General features: G+C 69.1%; 15 protein-coding genes. 8 read left to right on the top strand and 7 right to left on the bottom strand.

The window, feature by feature from the left end; genetic code table 11:
* Window positions 1–192 precede the first annotated feature (192 nt).
* Complete coding sequence (efeO, locus tag ACWPQI_RS06345) at window positions 193–1332, top strand: iron uptake system protein EfeO (RefSeq protein ID WP_474738697.1); 1140 nt, start codon at window positions 193–195, stop codon at window positions 1330–1332.
* Window positions 1329–2594, top strand: a complete 1266-nt coding sequence (gene efeB / locus ACWPQI_RS06340) for an iron uptake transporter deferrochelatase/peroxidase subunit (protein ID WP_342660683.1) — start codon at window positions 1329–1331, stop codon at window positions 2592–2594. The genes efeO and efeB overlap by 4 nt, the downstream gene beginning before the upstream one ends.
* A gap of 16 nt (window positions 2595–2610) precedes the next feature.
* Here the strand turns inward: efeB and ACWPQI_RS06335 are convergent, their stop codons facing one another.
* The 5 genes from ACWPQI_RS06335 to ACWPQI_RS06315 form a co-directional block, all read right to left on the bottom strand.
* The gene (locus ACWPQI_RS06335; RefSeq protein WP_010592915.1) at window positions 2611–4467 is read right to left on the bottom strand and encodes a putative bifunctional diguanylate cyclase/phosphodiesterase; all 1857 of its coding nucleotides are present in this window, start codon (window positions 4465–4467) and stop codon (window positions 2611–2613) included.
* A gap of 45 nt (window positions 4468–4512) precedes the next feature.
* The gene (locus ACWPQI_RS06330; protein ID WP_010592916.1) at window positions 4513–6645 is read right to left on the bottom strand and encodes an Rv1355c family protein; all 2133 of its coding nucleotides are present in this window, start codon (window positions 6643–6645) and stop codon (window positions 4513–4515) included.
* Window positions 6642–7325 (bottom strand): hypothetical protein, encoded by a 684-nt coding sequence (locus ACWPQI_RS06325; protein WP_474738696.1) that lies wholly within the window; start codon window positions 7323–7325, stop codon window positions 6642–6644. The genes ACWPQI_RS06330 and ACWPQI_RS06325 overlap by 4 nt, the downstream gene beginning before the upstream one ends.
* Before the next feature lie 174 nt (window positions 7326–7499).
* Window positions 7500–7925 (bottom strand): hypothetical protein, encoded by a 426-nt coding sequence (locus tag ACWPQI_RS06320; protein ID WP_010592918.1) that lies wholly within the window; start codon window positions 7923–7925, stop codon window positions 7500–7502.
* A complete protein-coding gene (locus ACWPQI_RS06315) occupies window positions 7922–8383 on the bottom strand; it encodes a GyrI-like domain-containing protein (protein WP_064065919.1) in 462 nt (153 codons plus the stop codon). The genes ACWPQI_RS06320 and ACWPQI_RS06315 overlap by 4 nt, the downstream gene beginning before the upstream one ends.
* Before the next feature lie 248 nt (window positions 8384–8631).
* Here ACWPQI_RS06315 and ACWPQI_RS06310 point away from each other — a divergent pair, with 248 nt between their 5' ends.
* The 4 genes from ACWPQI_RS06310 to ACWPQI_RS06295 are packed head-to-tail and all read left to right on the top strand — an operon-like array spanning window position 8632 to window position 12371.
* Window positions 8632–9888 (top strand): class I SAM-dependent methyltransferase, encoded by a 1257-nt coding sequence (locus ACWPQI_RS06310; RefSeq protein WP_017679531.1) that lies wholly within the window; start codon window positions 8632–8634, stop codon window positions 9886–9888.
* Window positions 9885–10679 carry a glycosyltransferase family protein gene (locus tag ACWPQI_RS06305; RefSeq protein ID WP_010592921.1) on the top strand — a complete coding sequence of 265 codons (795 nt, stop codon included), beginning with the start codon at window positions 9885–9887 and terminating at the stop codon, window positions 10677–10679. The genes ACWPQI_RS06310 and ACWPQI_RS06305 overlap by 4 nt, the downstream gene beginning before the upstream one ends.
* Window positions 10676–11329 carry a PIG-L deacetylase family protein gene (locus tag ACWPQI_RS06300; protein WP_029539901.1) on the top strand — a complete coding sequence of 218 codons (654 nt, stop codon included), beginning with the start codon at window positions 10676–10678 and terminating at the stop codon, window positions 11327–11329. Before ACWPQI_RS06305 ends, ACWPQI_RS06300 begins: the two co-directional genes overlap by 4 nt.
* A 1-nt stretch (window position 11330) precedes the next feature.
* Entirely contained in the window at window positions 11331–12371 is a 1041-nt protein-coding gene (locus ACWPQI_RS06295; protein ID WP_064065918.1) for an NAD-dependent epimerase/dehydratase family protein, read from the top strand.
* Window position 12372: 1 nt separating this feature from the next.
* Here ACWPQI_RS06295 and rfbC read toward each other — a convergent pair whose 3' ends face one another.
* Window positions 12373–12927, bottom strand: a complete 555-nt coding sequence (gene rfbC, locus ACWPQI_RS06290) for a dTDP-4-dehydrorhamnose 3,5-epimerase (protein WP_010592924.1) — start codon at window positions 12925–12927, stop codon at window positions 12373–12375.
* 62 nt (window positions 12928–12989) lie between these two features.
* Between rfbC and ACWPQI_RS06285 the strand changes: the two genes are divergently transcribed.
* Both ACWPQI_RS06285 and ACWPQI_RS06280 read left to right on the top strand, forming a co-directional pair.
* On the top strand, window positions 12990–14150 hold the full coding sequence (locus ACWPQI_RS06285) for a class I SAM-dependent methyltransferase (protein ID WP_064065917.1): 1161 nt from the start codon (window positions 12990–12992) through the stop codon (window positions 14148–14150).
* Complete coding sequence (locus ACWPQI_RS06280; RefSeq protein ID WP_474738695.1) at window positions 14147–15601, top strand: sugar transferase; 1455 nt, start codon at window positions 14147–14149, stop codon at window positions 15599–15601. Before ACWPQI_RS06285 ends, ACWPQI_RS06280 begins: the two co-directional genes overlap by 4 nt.
* A gap of 24 nt (window positions 15602–15625) precedes the next feature.
* Here ACWPQI_RS06280 and ACWPQI_RS06275 read toward each other — a convergent pair whose 3' ends face one another.
* A complete protein-coding gene (locus ACWPQI_RS06275) occupies window positions 15626–16456 on the bottom strand; it encodes a glycosyltransferase family 2 protein (RefSeq protein WP_474738694.1) in 831 nt (276 codons plus the stop codon).
* Window positions 16457–16546: the final 90 nt, after the last annotated feature.

Here is a 16546-nt window from a genome sequence, read left to right as displayed (position 1 = left end):
CCGCCGCCGAAGTCGCCGCGATCCTCGCCTCGCTCGTCGCGGACCTCCGCCCGGATCCCACCGTCCTGCACGTCGTCGCCTGGGTGAGCTGTCTCGCCGTCGTCCTGTACCCGCGTCCCGTCGCACCGGCGCGCACGGCCGAACCCGCCGTCGCCGCCTGACTCCCCCTCCTGTTCGAAAGGCACCGATCACATGCGCCGATCCACGTACGCCCTCGCGGCGGCAGCGGCCCTGCCGCTCGCTCTGGCGGGCTGCACCGAGAAGTCGACCGCAGGCGACGACACGATCGCCGTCACCGCCACCGACGACGCGTGCGAGGTGGCGGCGTCGGAGGCCGCGACCGGGCTCGCCACCTTCAGCATCACCAACGACGGAACCAAGGTCACCGAGTTCTACGTGTTCGCCGCCGGCGACCGGGTGATGGGCGAGATCGAGAACATCGGCCCCGGCCTCACCCGGCAGCTGATGGTGAACCTGCCCGAGGCCGGTACCTACGAACTGTCCTGCCGCCCCGGGATGGTCGGCGACGGCATCCGACAGGAATTCGTGGTCACGGGGGACTCCCGAGCCGCCGCCGACGCCGACGGCAAACTCGCCGAGGCCGGGGACGGTTACCGCCGGTACATCCGCAGCCAGACCGAGGCACTCGTCTCCGCGACCGGCGAGTTCGTCGCCGCCGTGAAGGCGGGCAACGTCGACGAGGCCAAGCGGCTGTTCCCGATCAGCCGCACCTACTTCGAGCGAATCGAACCCGAGGCGGAGAGCTTCGGCGACCTCGACCCCCGGATCGACCTGCGCGAGGCCGACCTCGAGCCCGGTCAGGCGTGGACCGGCTTCCACCGGCTCGAGAAGGACCTGTGGGTGCAGGGCGCCCAGCCCGACACGGCTGCGATCGCCGATCAACTCGCCGCCGACGTCCGGGAGCTGGCCGAGCTGGTGAACGCCGACGACTACACGGTCGATCCGACCAGGATCGCCGGCAACGCGCAGGGTCTGCTCGACGAGGTCTCGACCTCGAAGATCACCGGCGAGGAGGACATCTTCTCGCACACCGACCTGTGGGACTTCCAGGGCAACGTGGACGGCTCCCAGGCCGCGGTCGCGGCCCTGCGCCCGATTCTCGACGCGAACGACCCGCAGCTGGCGCAGGCCATCGACGCCCGCTTCGCCGATCTGGACGCCGCGCTCGCGCAGTACCGGCAGGGCGACGGCTTCGTCTCCTACGACACCGTGACCGAGCCGCAGCGCCAGGAGCTGTCCCGCCTGCTCGACGCACTGTCGGCCGAGGTGAGCAAGGTGCAGGGCGTCGTCGCGGGGGCAGCGGGCGCATGAGCGAGACGCCGACCTCCGCGCCCGCGTCCCGCGCGGGCATCTCCCGCCGGCGCCTGTTCGGTGCCGTCGGTGCCGGAGCCGCGCTCGCCGGGGCGGGCGCGGTGGTCGGCCGGGTCACCGCCCCCGGTACGGACGCCGGCACCGCCGGCACCGTCCCGTTCCGGGGTGCGCATCAGGCCGGGATCGTCACGCCGGCCCAGGACCGCATGCACTTCGTCGCCTTCGACGTCACCACCGACGACCGGGACGAGGTGATCGCGCTGCTGAGGACGTGGACCGAGATGGCCGAGCGGATGACTGCCGGTCGCGAGGCCACCGAGGACGGCGCCACCGGAGACGGCCCCTACCATCCGCCCACCGACACCGGCGAGGCCCTGGACCTCGACGCCTCGCAGCTGACCCTGACCATCGGGTTCGGGCCGTCGTTCTTCGACCGGTTCGGACTGTCCGAGCGCAGACCTGCTGCGCTGCAAGATCTTCCGCACTTCCCGGCGGACAACCTCGATCCCGCGCGCAGCGGCGGTGACATCGCGATCCAGGCATGCGCCAACGATCCACAGGTGGCGGTGCACGCCGTCCGCAATCTGGCCCGGGTCGCGTTCGGCACCGCGTCGGTGCGCTGGTCGCAGCTCGGCTTCGGGCGCACCTCGTCCACTTCCACGTCGCAGCAGACACCGCGGAACCTGTTCGGGTTCAAGGACGGAACGAACAATCTCAAGGCCGAGGATCCCGCGGCGCTCGCCGAATCGGTCTGGGTGGACGCCGGCGACGACCAGGCCTGGCTCGCCGGCGGCACCTACCTGGTGGCGCGACGGATCCGGATGCTCATCGAGCAGTGGGACCGGGCGGTGCTGCAAGAGCAGGAACAGGTGATCGGCCGCACCAAGCGCGAGGGCGCTCCGCTCGGGAAGACCGGCGAATTCGACGAACTCGATCTCGAGTCCAAGGGGCCGGACGGGCCGTTCGTCCCCGTCGACGCGCACGTGCGGCTCGCGTCGGCCCAGCACCTCGGCGGGCTGAAGATCCTGCGCCGGGGATACAACTTCACCGACGGCTCCGACGGCCTCGGCCACCTGGACGCGGGCCTGTTCTTCATCGCGTTCTGCCGCAACCCGCTCGAGCAGTTCGTGCCGATGCAGCGCGAACTGGCGCGACGGGACGCACTCAACGAGTACATCCAGCATGTCGGGTCGGCGGTGTTCGCGTGCCCGGCCGGGCCGGCGCCGGGCGAGTACTGGGGGCAGGCGCTCTTCGAAGCGTGAGGGACGACGGGCCGGTTCAGGCCCGGTCCCCCACCGGCGTCTGCCACGGGAGCTCGATCCGCTGCCGGTGCAGCAGTTGCTCGACCGCCTCCGCCGACTTCGGACGGCTCAGCAGGAAGCCCTGCGCCCGGTGGCATCCGAGTTCGAGCAGCTTCGTCGCCGCCGCGACGGACTCGAGCCCTTCGGCCACCACGTCCAGCCCGAACGCGGAGGCCAGCCCCATGATCGACTCGACGATGACGCGGTCGCTCTCGCTGCGCTGCAGATTCAGCACGAACGCCTTGTCGATCTTGAGGGTGTGGACCGGAAGGGACTTCAGGTGCGCGAGCGAGCTGTAGCCGGTGCCGAAGTCGTCGATCGCGCAGCACACTCCGAGGCGCTCGAGCCGGCGCAGTGTCTTACGCGAACGTTCGAGATCGCTGACGACCACGTACTCGGTGATCTCCAGACACAGGCACGAGCTGCCGAGGCCGAACTCCTCCAGAGCGCTCTCCACCGTCTCCACGAAGTCGAGGCTCACCAGCTGCACGGGCGAGACGTTCACACTCATCGTCAGGTTCAGGCCCGGGATACGCCGCCGCCACTCGGCCAACTGTTCGCACGCCGTCCGCAGCACCCAGCGCCCGAGTTCGCCCGCCAGATTCGTCGACTCGGCCACCTCGATGAATTCGGCCGGCTGCAGCTTGCCCAGCACCGGGTGATTCCACCGCACCAGGGCCTCGACCCCGAGAATGCTGCCGTCACGCAGGTCGAACTCGGGTTGATAGTCCAGGGTGAGATGCTCGTCGTCGATCGACGTCCGCAGGCTCAGTTCGATGAGGTTGCGGCGCTCGCTCGCGCCCCGCATGTCCTCGGTGTATGCGACGACGCTGTTGCCGCCCTTGCTCTTGGCCATCAGCATCGCCTCGTCGACACGCCCGAGCAGCGCCACCGGGGTGATCCGTCCGGGCTCACCGACGGCGACGCCGAGGCTGCCGCCGCGGCCCACGACCTGGCTGCCCAGCTGCACCGACATCCCGACCGCCCACCGCAGTGCCTCGGCACGTTCCCGGGCCGCCTCGAGCGATACGGCACCGTCGAGCACGACGACGAACTCGTCACCGCCGAGGCGGGCCACCATGTCCTTCGGATCGCACACGCGCGACAACCGCTGCGCGGTGCGGCACAGGAACACGTCGACGGCGGCGTGACCGAGAAAATCGTTGAGCGGCTTGAGGCGGTCCAGATCGAGAAACAGGACGGCGACCGGTCCCGGCTGCCCCCGCTTCAGCCGTTCCTCGAGGTGTTCGAGGAGGGCGCGCCGGCTCGCGAGACCGGTGAGGTCGTCGTGATAGGCCGCGTCGCGCAGGTCCTGTTCGGCGCGGACACGGGCCTGCACCTGCGCCAATAGGGCCGCGATCATCATCAAGGTGTTGATCTCGTTCTCACTCCAGTCGCGATCACCGGCCTTGATGAAGCCCAGGGTGCCGGTGGTGACGTTTCCGGAGATCAGCGGCACCGCCGCGACCGAGACCTCGGGCACTCCCGAACCCAGGCGCACGCGGTTCGCGTATTCGGCCCCTGACTGTCCGGGACGACTGACCGCTGGTTCCTTCATGGTCTCCGTCATGGCGAAGATCGGGTCGGCGTCGCGGAAGTGCACCACCCCCAGAGGATCCGGGTCCGGCACGAATTCCCGCGGGGGCCACTCGGCGACGAGCACGGTCGCGTGGATCTCGTGGTCGTTGTAACGAAGAAAGCAGTTGTCGACCTCGAAGTGCTCGACGAGGTCCTGGAGCACTTGCTCGATCACCGAGTGATGAGACACGGCGTCCGCCGGCATGAGGCGGGAAGCGACACGGGTGACAATGTTCTCGAAGCTCTTCTCCACCATCTCAAACCCCTTGGGAACAGCACATTCGACGCACACGGGACCGCATCAGGGATGTCTTCGAACCCTATCCGAGCGGCGCGCGCTGCGAACCCGTTCCGGCCGCGCCCGCGCCACCCGGAGCAGGAGGGCGAAACGCAGGCCGGTCGGTCTGTCGAACGCGTCGTCGAGCGCCGACTGCAGCTTTCCGAGCGCGCCGAATCGGACCTCGGAGAGTCGGACGAGGTCGGTGTCGTCCTCGGCGTAGAGGAACACCGGGGAGGCCGGCTGGACTGCAAGACCCATGCCGTGGGCGCGGATCCACACGCTCTCGGCGGTCATCCCCGCCCGGACGTAGTCGGCGGGCTGTGGCCCCGGCGCGAAAACCGCCACGAGAGCCGAACTGCTGCGCACCCGCATTCCGGTCAGCCGACCCAGCCCGTGCCCCAGGTCCCACTCTCCGAGTTGGTCGAGGACATCGTTTCGCACCGCCAGGTCGAGCATCGTGCGTTCCGCGTCGTCCATCCCGAGTGTTCCGACGTCGATGCCGCTGGCGGTGTCCTCGGAGTGCGGCCACCGCAGTTCCGCGAGCATCTCCCGGCGCAGAACGGGCGTCAGGTAGCGGATCCTGTCGGATTCTGCGAGCAACTCCGCGGTCTCGGCGAGGCGATCGGCGCCGGTGACGACCCGGATCCGGCCGCCCTCCTGCTCGGCCGCCTCGTACAGGGCAGCCGTCTCGGCCTCGGAAAGCGGCGATCCGTCGCCGGGTCGCCGATTGGTGCCGCGCGAGAGCATGGGCTCGTACTGGGCGGCCAGGACCGAATCGGTTCCGTCCGAGAACTGCATCGTCGCGAGCACTTCGCGCGGCGGCTCGGCGGCGTCCCGCTCGAGCACCCGGACCGCACCGAGTATCCGGTGCGCCGCCGCGGCGATGCGCGCGTTCTGCAGGGCTGCGCCCAGCGCCACGTAGCTGCCTCGGGCGTGGATGTCGATCGCGGTCGGCGTGAAGTCGTCGGCGGCGGCGACCTCGAGCCGCTCGCCGTCGGCCGTGATGGACCACGGCTGGCTGTTGCCTCCCGAGGGGGCCCGGCTTGCGGCGTGCAGCACCCGGTCGATCGGATCATCCGATTCCGCGGGCGGAGGTACGTCTGTGCCGGCCCGGCGTCCGGGATCCGCGGGGAGTGCCAGGGCGTCGAGACAGGCTTCGACGTCCACGCGGCCTCGTCCCGCATTCAGGGGTTGGCCGAGGCCGAGCCGTCGCACCACCGCGGCGACCGTCGCGCCGCCGAGCATCACCTCGCTGCCGAGCTGAGGCCAGGTGGCCAGCGTCTGCTCCACCTCCAGCAGGGACGCGGCCATCCGGGTCGAGATCCGCTCCGGTCCGAGCAGGCGCAGCGCGTACGGGATCTTCTCCCGGCCCGACAGGGCGGCGAGGCGATCCGGCTCGATCTCGCCGAGCAGTCCGTGGAACGGCCGTCCCGGCAGCAGATCGTAGCGTTCGACGTCGATCAATCCCCGGTCACTCGTTTCCATCACCACCGGCACGGCCCGTCGGGCCGCCTCCGCACGCAGTGCGACCTTCACGTCCAGCGAGTCGCACTCGTCCACGACGATGTCGAGGCCGTCCAGGAACTCGCCGACCGTCTCCGGTCCGATCCCGTCGGGCCACACCGACAGGGGCAGGTACGGATCCAGCTCCGAGAGTCGTCGCGCGGCCACGACCGCCTTGTTCGTGCCCAGGTCCACGAGGGAGGCCGGCACCCGGTTGAGATTCGACAGCTCGATCGGGTCGAAGTCGGCGAGCCGCAGTTCCCCGCACACCCCGTCGAGCACCAGCGCCTGTGCGACCGAGAAGCCGACGCTCAGGCCGACGATTCCCACAGTCGTTCCGCGCAGCCGGTCCTGTTCGGCGGAGGTCACCTTGTTCCGATTGCGGTCCAGCCGCAACCGCCGGAACGAGTGCGGTCCGAGCACACGGACCACGGTCCGGCGCCACGGGTAGTGGACCCACCGGGCCGGCTCGTCGAGCACGTCACTCCCGGCCGGCGGGAGCACTTCGCGCAGTCCCCGCACCTGATCGGAGAGACGATCGACGACGACAAGTCCGGGTTCGGAGCGCAGGCGGTCGAGCCCCTCCATGTCCTCCGGCCGGTCCTCCGCGAACACCGACGGCGTCCATCCGGCCTCGCCGTCGGACCTCACGCGGGCTCCCCGCCGACGGGAAACCCGTCCACTTCTCGTCGGAGTTCGTCGCCGAGTGGATCTGCACGCAGGCGGTCCCACCACATGAGCCGGGTCCGGTAGCGGGCGTCCGGATACGGGGTGGGCGGCATGCTCTCGTCGACCGCTCCCCCGCAGGTCCGCCACAGATCGAGGAGGTTGTCGGCGGCGGTGGCCATCATGTAGCGGGACTGGAGGAGGTCCATGAACTTGGCGCCCATCCGGGCGATCGCAAGAGTGAGTTCCCGGCGCTGGGGCACGTCCTCGGACACCCATGCGGCCTTCGCCTCGATCAGACCGAAGGGGATCCGGCTCTCGATCATGCGACGGAGCCGCTCGACGTGCTCCGGAGCGTTCCACTCGGTCAAGGCATGGGACTCGTCCGCGCGGCGGAACGGCCCCTGGGCTCGTACCCCTCCCACCACGACTCCCCGTCGATCCACCCCCGCGCAGAACATCGCCGTGCTGTCGCCGCTTCGCACCGTCTCGTAATCCAGTGCGGACTCGACCCCGAATCGGCGGTAGGCCCCCAACGCCCGGGCAAGATATTCGTTCCACAGGTCCGGCGCCGCGGCGGGCACGGCGGCGACGAACGAATATCCCGAGGCCGGATCGCTGTAGGTCGAGACACGCTCGCGCACCGAGTCCGATGCGACGCGCACTGCTCGATCCACTGTCGGCCTCCGACCTTGCGGATGACCCCGCACGGAGTCACCCGGTGGACCACATCAGGCCCTCTCGCTCACCGTCATGCTCCTCGACCGGGACAGCACGGGTCATACATGTGGCTGTATGGAATCGAGTATGCAGTATCGGGGTGTTCGCCACAGCCTTCTTCAAGCCAGAGATATGTAGAGTTCCGTCTCTCCCGACGGGCCGATGACAGCCACCTCCTCCCGGTAGGCCCGCTCGATCCGCCCCTCCTTCTCGGCGATCTCGACCTGGTGCCACACGTCCTCGACGGGATCGGAGTGGTCGCTGTCCGGAACGAAGCGGGCGAAGTATCCGGTGGGGACCCGGACCAGCGAGTCCCCGGCCGTCAGGTCGGACAGTCCGTCGCAGCGACGGCCGACCACCGCATTCCAGCCGACCTCGGGGTGCCAGATGTAGACCACGACCACCGCGCCGATGCCGCGCGCGCGAATGCGGTCCTCGGTGAAGGTCAGCAGTTCGGACCGCTGACCGGACGACCCCGGCTCGAGCCCCGGCAGAACCAGCCCCCCCACATAGTGGTCGTGCAGCTTGGTGAGTTCGAAACTCATTGCGCACCAGCCTTTTCCGGAGTCCGGATCGCTACGTACATATCGATGCGGTACGCGTGGGGATAGAACTCGAAGTCACCGGTGAACGACCGGACGACCTCCCCCGCCTCCTCGGCGGCACGGATCTGGTTCCACAGATCGATGAAGACGCCGGGAAACGTGCCGGTCGAGGAGAACTTCGCGTACGTCCCGGCGGGCAGACAGGCCACGAGATGACCTTCGGTCACCTGATCCAGCGACTCGCACTGGTATCCGACCGTCTGGGTGTAGTAGGAGTCGATGTCGACCGCGTGATCGGTGTAGGCCGAGGCCAGCGGCCCACCGAGCTCCTGCTTGAGCACCGCCGACCAGGCCCGTTCGAGCGCCCGGTCGCGAACCTTGCCGAGAGCCCGGCGCGGGCTCCGCACGGGCAGGCCGGCGACGAGGGTCTGTTCACGCTGCACGATCTGAAACGACATCGGGCGACCTCCCCAGGATCTCACGGTACGCCTCGACACCCCTGCGTGCCCGACCCACGAGTGAGGGTGTGAGTGGTTCCGAGTCTAGGGGTGTCTACCAACTGGCGCCAAACAGCAAGCAAAACAATCTTTCGGTTTGTTACAGGCTTTCATTCATCCTCCAGGTATGATTACCTTGTCTAGTCGGACCTGATGTTGCGAAAATTCTCGTCGCACGGTCCCGGCCGACTGCCCGAGGGGTGTGATCAATGAAGTGCCGCCTGTGCGAATCGGACCGGCTCCTCAGCGTGCTCGATCTCGGCGCCACGCCGCCGTGTGAGCGCTTCCTGGCCGCCGACGAGCTGGACCTGCCCGAAAACACCTACCCCCTGCACCTGCGATTGTGTGAGGAGTGCCTGCTGCTGCAGATCCCGGCACTCATCACACCCGAGGACACCTTCACCGAGTACGCCTACTACGCGTCGTTCTCCGACTCGTGGGTGGACCACGCCCGGCAGTTCGTCGAGACCGCCGTCCGCGACCTGCAGCTCGGACCGGACTCGTCGATCGTGGAGGTCGCCAGCAACGACGGCTACCTGCTGCGGCACGCGGTCGCGGCCGGCATCCCGTGCCTGGGCATCGAACCGTCGGTGAACGTCGGCGCCGCGGCACGTGGGATCGGCGTCCCCACCGTCACCGCATTCCTCGACGAGGGACTCGCCGAGGACATCCGCGAAGAGTACGGGCCGGCCGACCTGGTCGTGGCGAACAACGTCTACGCCCACATCCCCGACCTGCTCGGCTTCACCCGATCGCTGCGCACCCTCGTCGCCGACGACGGCTGGATTTCCATCGAGGTGCACCACGCGCTGAACCTGGTCCGCGAAGCGCAGTTCGACACCGTCTACCACGAGCACTTCCAGTACTACACAGTGCTGTCCGCGATGCGGGCGCTGGCCACCGGCGGTCTGTCGGTCGTGGACGTCGAACTGCTCGGCACCCACGGCGGATCGATCCGGCTCTGGGCCCGGCCGGACGAGGTCGCAGGTCCCCCCGGGACACGGGTGGAAGCCGTGCTCGAGGAAGAGCGCCGGGCCGGTCTCCACACGACGGCGGGCTACCGAGAACTCGAAGCCCGCGCCCGTTCCGTTCGCCGAACCCTCCTGCGCTTCCTCCTCGACTGCCACGATCAGGGCCTGTCCGTCGTCGGTTACGGCGCACCGGGAAAGGGAAACACCCTCCTCAACTACTGCGGTATCCGCCCGGACCTGATGGCGTACACCGTCGACCGCAACCCGTATAAGCACGGGCGTTACACCCCCGGCGCCCGGATCCCGATCCTGCCGCCGGAACAGCTCGAGAAGGACCGGCCCGACGTGGTCGTCGGCCTGCCGTGGAATCTGGCGGCTGAACTGACGACCCAGTTGCAGTACATCTCCGCCTGGGGCGGCCGGCTCGTCTTCCCGCTCCCCGAACTGCACACCACCATCGGCCCCGCCGACTTCGTCAGGAGGATCACGGTATGAAAGTCGTTCTGTTCTGCGGCGGCTACGGCATGCGGATGCGCAACGACCGGACCGACGAAATTCCCAAGCCCATGCAGATGGTGGGCCCGCGGCCGCTCCTGTGGCACATCATGAAGTACTACGCCCACTACGGTCACACCGAGTTCGTCCTGTGCCTCGGCTACGGCGCGGCCAAGATCAAGGACTTCTTCCTCGACTACCACGAGGAACAGTCCAACGACTTCGTGCTCCACGACAACCGGGTCGAGTTGCTCAACACCGACATCAGCGACTGGTCGATCACCTTCGTCGACACCGGTCTCGAATCCGCGATCGGCGAGCGCCTGCGCCGCGTGCGCGAGCACCTCGGCGACGACTCGCACTTCCTCGCCAACTACGCGGACGTGCTCACCGACGCTCCCCTCGACGTGATGATCGAGCGGTACCACCGGTCCGGCGCGACGGCGTCGATGCTCGTCGTCCCCCCGCAGTCGTCGTTCCACTGCGTCGATGTGGCGGAGAACGGCGAGATCAAGGAGATCGTTCCGGTCAGCCGTTTCCCGATCTGGGAGAACGGCGGGTACTTCGTGCTGAGTCAGGAGATCTTCGATCTGCTCCCACCCGGGGGCGACCTCGTCGCCGACGTCTGCGGCACCCTAGCCGGGCAGGGTCGGCTGTACGGCTATCGGCACAACGGCTTCTGGAAGCCGGCGGACACGTTCAAGGAACGCGCCGAGCTCGACGACAACTACGCCCGCGGCATCCATCCCTGGACCGTGTGGGAGACGGCGCGGGCGGTGGTGACATCGTGATCGACCTGCACGTCCTCGACGTCCGCGAGATCGCGGTGCTCGGCGCGCACTGCGACGACATCGCGATCGGGATGGGTGGCACGCTGCTGAGCTTGATCGCATCGGCGCCGATCCCCCCACGGGTGCACGCGTTCGTGCTGTCGGGTGAGGACTCGCGACGCGAGATCGAAGAACGCCACGCGCTGGCCGCACTGTGCCCCGGGGCCGACGTCGAGCTCACGGTCCTCGACGTTCCGGACGGCCGAGCCCCCGCGTACTGGGACGCGATCAAGACCGCCCTCGAATCCTTCCGGCACACCTGCGAGCCGGACGTGGTGTTCACACCACAGCGCGGTGACGCCCACCAGGACCACCGGTTGCTGTCGGAACTGGTCCCCACGGTCTTCCGTGACCACCTCGTGCTCGGCTACGAGATCCTCAAGTGGGAGGCCGATACCCCGCACCCGGCGATCTACCACCCGCTGACCCGCAAGGTCGCCGAGGAGAAGGCCCGGATCCTCCTCAAGTACTACCCATCCCAGGCCGGTCACGACTGGTTCGACGAACAGGCGTTCCTGGGCCTGTCCCGCCTCCGCGGTGTGCAGTGCCGACGTCCGCACGCCGAGGCATTCGTCCTGGAGAAGGCCACCCTCCGCTTCGGAAAGGCATGACATGCGCGTCCTCGTCACGGGTCATCAGGGGTATCTCGGGTCGATCATGGTGCCGGTTCTCCGCTCCCACGGTCACGAGGTGACCGGCCTGGACTCGGGTCTGTTCGCGGACTGCCTGCTCGGCCCCGCGCCCGACGAGCCGCCGGCCCTGCGCCTCGACCTGCGAGACGTCACCGCGTCCCACCTCTCGGGTTTCGACGCCGTGATCCACCTCGCCGCGCTGTCGAACGACCCGCTGGGCTTCCTCGAACCCCGGATCACCTACGAGATCAACCATCAGGCATCAGTGCAGCTGGCCCGGTGTTCGAAAGCCGCGGGTGTGCGCCGGTTCCTCTACGCCTCGACCTGCTCGGTCTACGGTTCCGCCGGCGACGACCTGGTCGGCGAGAACGCACCGCTCCGCCCGCTCACGCCCTACGCGGAAAGCAAGGTGCGGGTGGAGGACGACGTCGCCGCGATGGCCGATTCCGGCTTCTCCCCCGTGTTCCTGCGCAACGCGACCGCATTCGGGTTCTCGCCACGGCTACGCGCCGACATCGTCCTGAACAACCTCACCGGTTCGGCGTACCTCACCGGCGAGGTCCGCGTGCTCTCCGACGGAACGCCGTGGCGGCCGCTCGTGCACGCACAGGACATCGCGGAGGCCTTCGCGCACGCCCTCGTCGCACCCACCGAGCGCGTGCACTGCGCGGCCTTCAACGTGGGCACCGAGGCCAACAACGTCACCGTCGCCCAGATCGCCGAGGCCGTGGCCGACACCGTTCCCGGCGCCATCGTTGCCATCACCGGCGAGAGCGGCCCCGACCCCCGGTCGTACCGCGTCGACTTCTCCGCTGTCCGTAGAGCTTTCGACGGGTACGAGGCTCGATGGACGGTGCGCGACGGCGCGGCGGAGCTGTACCACAGCTATCGCCGATACGGCCTCACCGCCGACGCGTTCGCCGCGCGCTTCACCCGGCTCGCGCATCTGAGCCGCCTCCAGGAGACGGGCGAGCTCGATTCGACGCTGCGATTCCAGCGGATCGGGGTCTCGGATGCGTGAACTAGAGCGAGGCGAGAAGATCGGACCAGGTGCCTGCGGCGTCGTCCCGCGCACTGATCACGCTGACCGGCAGCGGCCAGGCGATCGCGAGGGTCGGATCGTCGTAACGCACCGCGACATCCTCGGCCGGATCGTGCGCCCGGTCGATCCGGTAGCACACGTCGGCAATGTCCGTCAGCGCCTGGAAACCGTGCAGGAATCCCGGTGGGACGAACAGGTTCGCGAACTCGACGTCGTCGAGCCGGAACGCTTGGTGCCGACCGAAGGTGGACGATCCGGGGCGGACGTCGACGAGCACGTCGTGGACCGCGCCGTGGGCACACCGCACCAGCTTCGCCTCGCCGCGCCCGGATCGACCGTGCATGCCACGCATCACCCCGCGCACGGATCGGGACTGCGAATCCTGCAGGAAGTCGGAAGCACGTACGCCGGTCGATCCGGCCTGTTCGTCGAAGAGCCGGGCATCGAATGTGCGGGTGAACAGGCCTCGTCCGTCCCGGAACGGCTCGGGACGGAACACCAGGACGTCGCGCAACTCCGTCGTTTCGACACGCACCCGACGATTCTCCCGCACCTTCCGTGGCCCCGGCACCCGAATGGACCCGAAGGGGTGCCGACATGACGACCTGCCGCGGCTGCGGCGGCGCCGACGTCGAACAGGTTCTCGATCTCGGTGCGATGCCCGCAGCAGACCACTTCCCCCTCGCCGGGACCCTCGTCACCCCGGCCGAGACGTCGCATCCGCTGGCGATGGCCCTGTGCCGGGGCTGCGGCCTCGCGCAGCTCGCCGACGACGACACCGTCCCCGACGAACCCCGCGGTGTCGAACCGCACGCCCTGCGCGAGCAGGCCGCCGCCGCGGTCCGCGACGTCGCGGACGCCGGTTGGCTCACGGGCCGCACGGTCGCCGAGTTCGGAAGCCCCCACGGCGGCACCTGGTTGCCGCTGCTCACCGACCGCGGATACGAGATCGTGCCCACCCGGCGTCCGGCCTCGCTCGTACTCGACTGCTTCGGGATCATGCACGAACCCGACCAGCACGCCGCCTTCCGGCAACGCACCCGTGCCCTCACCGCCGACGGCGTCCTGCTGCTCCAGTTCCACTCGCTCGCCACGATCGTGCGGCAACGGCAGTGGACGGCGCTGCGGCACGGCCACTTCGCGTACTACTCGCTGACCGCACTGCGACATCTGCTCGCCGACGTCGGCCTCCACGTCGCCGACGCCTGGACCTTCGACCTCTACGGAGGCACCGTCCTCGTCGCCGCGACCCACGCGCGCCGGCCGTTGTCCCTCGCCGCCCGCCGGATCCTGACCGACGAGAAGGCCGTCGGCGTCACCGAACCCGTCGCCGTGCACGCGCTGCAGCGGGCCGCCGACGAGCAGGCCGTTGCCTTGCGCACCTGCCTGCAGGCGATGGCGCGGCAGGGACGGCGTGTCTACGCCTACGGCGCGGCGTCCCGCGCGGTCGCGCTGTTCGCCCGGGCCGGCCTCGATCAGCACCTGGTGGCGGGGGTCGCAGACGCCTCCCCCGCCAAGCAGGGCCGGCGGATGCCCGGCACCGACGTGCCGATCATCTCTCCCGAGCAGTTGCTGCGCCTACGGCCGGATCGCGTGCTCCTGACCCTGCCCGACCTGCTGCCAGAGGTGCGGCGGCGTTATCCGGAACTCGACGGACGGTGGATGATCCCGGCCGACCATGCGGCGCCGCGACGCGGGACGCACGGCCTGCGAGCCGCGCGGGTGACCACCGGCGCCGGAAGCGAGGTGCAATCGTGACCACCAACGCGCGCCGCGGCCCACGGGCCGTGTTCCTCCACCGGCCGCAGGCCGTGCAGCCCCGCGGCGCCCTGCCGGCCTCCGGTTCGGACGCCGCGGCGGGGCCGATCACCCCACGGCACTTCGCCGCTCGGTTGCGGGCGCACATCGACTTCTTCCCACTGACCGCGGACCTGGTGGTGCTCTCGGTGGTCTTCGCGCTCACCGCGGCCGGCGGACCGGTCGCGAGCGCCGCGCTGCTCGTCCTGCTCATGACGATCCTGGGCACCTACCGGGCACACCTGACGCTCTCGGTGCTCGACGACCTGCCACGCATGCTCGCCGCCGTCACCCTCGCCGGGGTGGTCACGGCGCTGACACTCGCACCCTACGGACCGTCCTTCGGCGCCGTGAAGGTGACCGCCGTCGCCTTCACGGTCGTGACGCTCTCCCGTACCGCCGCCTACGCCGCCGAGCGGCGTGTCCGGCGGAACGCGCGTCACCGGCGCCGCACCGTGATCGTCGGGGGCGGTGAGATCGCCGCGATGCTGGCGGACGAGATCGCCGGCGAGCCGTCGTGCGGACTCGAACTGGTGGGTCTTCTCGACGACGACCCCCGGCCCGATACCGTGCGCCGCCTCGACGTACCCGTCCTGCCACTGAGTGGAAACCTGCGAGAATTTCTCACCGCCGAGCAGATCAGCACGGCCATCCTCGCCTTCTCCCTCGTTCGCGACTGCGACATGCTGAAGATCCTGCGCGAGTGCGACCGCCTCGACTGCGAGATCTACGTCGTGCCCCGACTGTGGGAGATGGCGGCCGTGAGCGGGGACATGGAGCGCATCGGGGCGATGCCCCTCACGCGGGTCCGCCGTGCGGCGCACCGTTCGCTCACATGGGGAATCAAGTTGTGGACGAGCCGGGTCCTCAGCGCCGTCGCGCTCGTCGTGCTGGCGCCGCTGCTGGTGGTGACCGCTGCCGCCGTCTGGTTCTCCGACAGATCGGCACCGATCCTGTTCCGGCAGCGACGCATCGGCCTGGACGGCCGGGATTTCGAGCTGTTGAAGTTCCGCACCCTGAAGCCTGCGAACGAGGACGAATCCGCCACGAACTGGTGCATCGCCGGTGACGCCCGCCTCGGCCGCGTGGGCAAGGTACTGCGCGCGACGTCGCTGGACGAGCTGCCGCAACTGTGGAACGTCGTCCGCGGCGACATGACTCTCGTCGGGCCCCGGCCCGAGCGGCCGCACTTCGTCGACAAGTTCGGTGCGACGATCCCCAGCTACACGGCACGACACCGGGTTCCGGCCGGCCTGACCGGCTGGGCGGCCGTGAACGGGCTGCGTGGTGACACGTCGATCGTCTCGCGGGCCCGGTACGACAACTTCTACATCGAGAACTGGGGGCTGTGGTTCGACCTCAAGATCATGCTGCGCACCGTCTCGGCGGTCCTCTCGATGAAGGGACGATGATGGACACCCGGAGCGGCCGTGCCGTCAACGTCGCAGTGTCGCCAGCATTCCCCGGGACCGCGCCGACAACCGTTCGAACGCGGCCCGCACGAGGCGCGAGTCCCCGGCGATCACGTCCTTCCGGGACACCAGGTCCGGGTAGTCCTTCGCGATTCGGTGGTGAAAACGCATCATGTCCGTGAGCTTGCTGAGCGAGGACGTCCGGCTGCACAGGTTGAACGTCGAGTCACGCCATGCCGCAACACGTTCGGACATCCCGAAGAACATCCCGAAGGTCGAGACCCGGGCGAACAGGTCCACGTCCATCGGGAACACCAGGTCACCCCGGAAGCCGCCCACCCGGTCGAAGTGCTCACGCCGGAACATCGCGGCGGCGGTGGGACCGAAGTCGGCCGGCCCGCGGCGCACGATCGTGCCGATGAGGGCGCGCGGGGTGTGCAGGCCCTCGAGTCCGGGGATGCCCAGCCCGCTCTCCCGGATGTCGCCGGCTTCGTCGATGACGTCGAACCGTGCGGAGGTGAGCGCGACGGTCGGATCGGCCATCACCCTCGCCTGTGCCTCGATCGACCCGGGACGCAACAGGTCGTCGGCGCACACGATCTTCACGAGCGTCCCGCCGGACAGGGACACGGCCTTGTTCCAGTTGTCGCCGATCGAGAGCACCGCGTCGTTGCGGATCACCCGGACGCGGGAGTCGTCGAACGAGCGCGCGATGTCCGCGGTGCCGTCCTCGGTCGCGTTGTCCAGCACCAGGACGTCGAGGTCGGCGTCCTGTTCGAGGATCGAGCGCATGGTCGCGTCGAGAGTGCGGACTGCGTTGTACGCGGGGACGCAGACAGAGATCGAAGCGGTCATGAGAACCCTCCGTGACGTTCGAGTTCCGTCGCCGGAAGGGCGTCACCACCCAGGCGGCGGATCGTGCGGGGTGCCGGCTCGGACCTGCGT

It is taken from the genome of Rhodococcus sp. LMD (assembly GCF_056108245.1).
This window is presented reverse-complemented; position numbering and strand designations above follow the sequence as displayed.

What these genes read in the sequence shown, in the direction of transcription:
- efeO (WP_474738697.1), top strand. Translation starts at nt 193, where the DNA reads ATGCGCCGATCCACGTACGCCCTCGCGGCGGCAGCGGCCCTGCCGCTC.
- ACWPQI_RS06285 (WP_064065917.1), top strand. Translation starts at nt 12,990, where the DNA reads ATGACGACCTGCCGCGGCTGCGGCGGCGCCGACGTCGAACAGGTTCTC.
- ACWPQI_RS06275 (WP_474738694.1), bottom strand. Translation starts at nt 16,456, where the DNA reads ATGACCGCTTCGATCTCTGTCTGCGTCCCCGCGTACAACGCAGTCCGC.
- ACWPQI_RS06335 (WP_010592915.1), bottom strand. Translation starts at nt 4,467, where the DNA reads ATGGTGGAGAAGAGCTTCGAGAACATTGTCACCCGTGTCGCTTCCCGC.
- ACWPQI_RS06315 (WP_064065919.1), bottom strand. Translation starts at nt 8,383, where the DNA reads ATGTCGTTTCAGATCGTGCAGCGTGAACAGACCCTCGTCGCCGGCCTG.
- ACWPQI_RS06305 (WP_010592921.1), top strand. Translation starts at nt 9,885, where the DNA reads ATGAAAGTCGTTCTGTTCTGCGGCGGCTACGGCATGCGGATGCGCAAC.
- ACWPQI_RS06310 (WP_017679531.1), top strand. Translation starts at nt 8,632, where the DNA reads ATGAAGTGCCGCCTGTGCGAATCGGACCGGCTCCTCAGCGTGCTCGAT.
- efeB (WP_342660683.1), top strand. Translation starts at nt 1,329, where the DNA reads ATGAGCGAGACGCCGACCTCCGCGCCCGCGTCCCGCGCGGGCATCTCC.
- ACWPQI_RS06320 (WP_010592918.1), bottom strand. Translation starts at nt 7,925, where the DNA reads ATGAGTTTCGAACTCACCAAGCTGCACGACCACTATGTGGGGGGGCTG.
- ACWPQI_RS06295 (WP_064065918.1), top strand. Translation starts at nt 11,331, where the DNA reads ATGCGCGTCCTCGTCACGGGTCATCAGGGGTATCTCGGGTCGATCATG.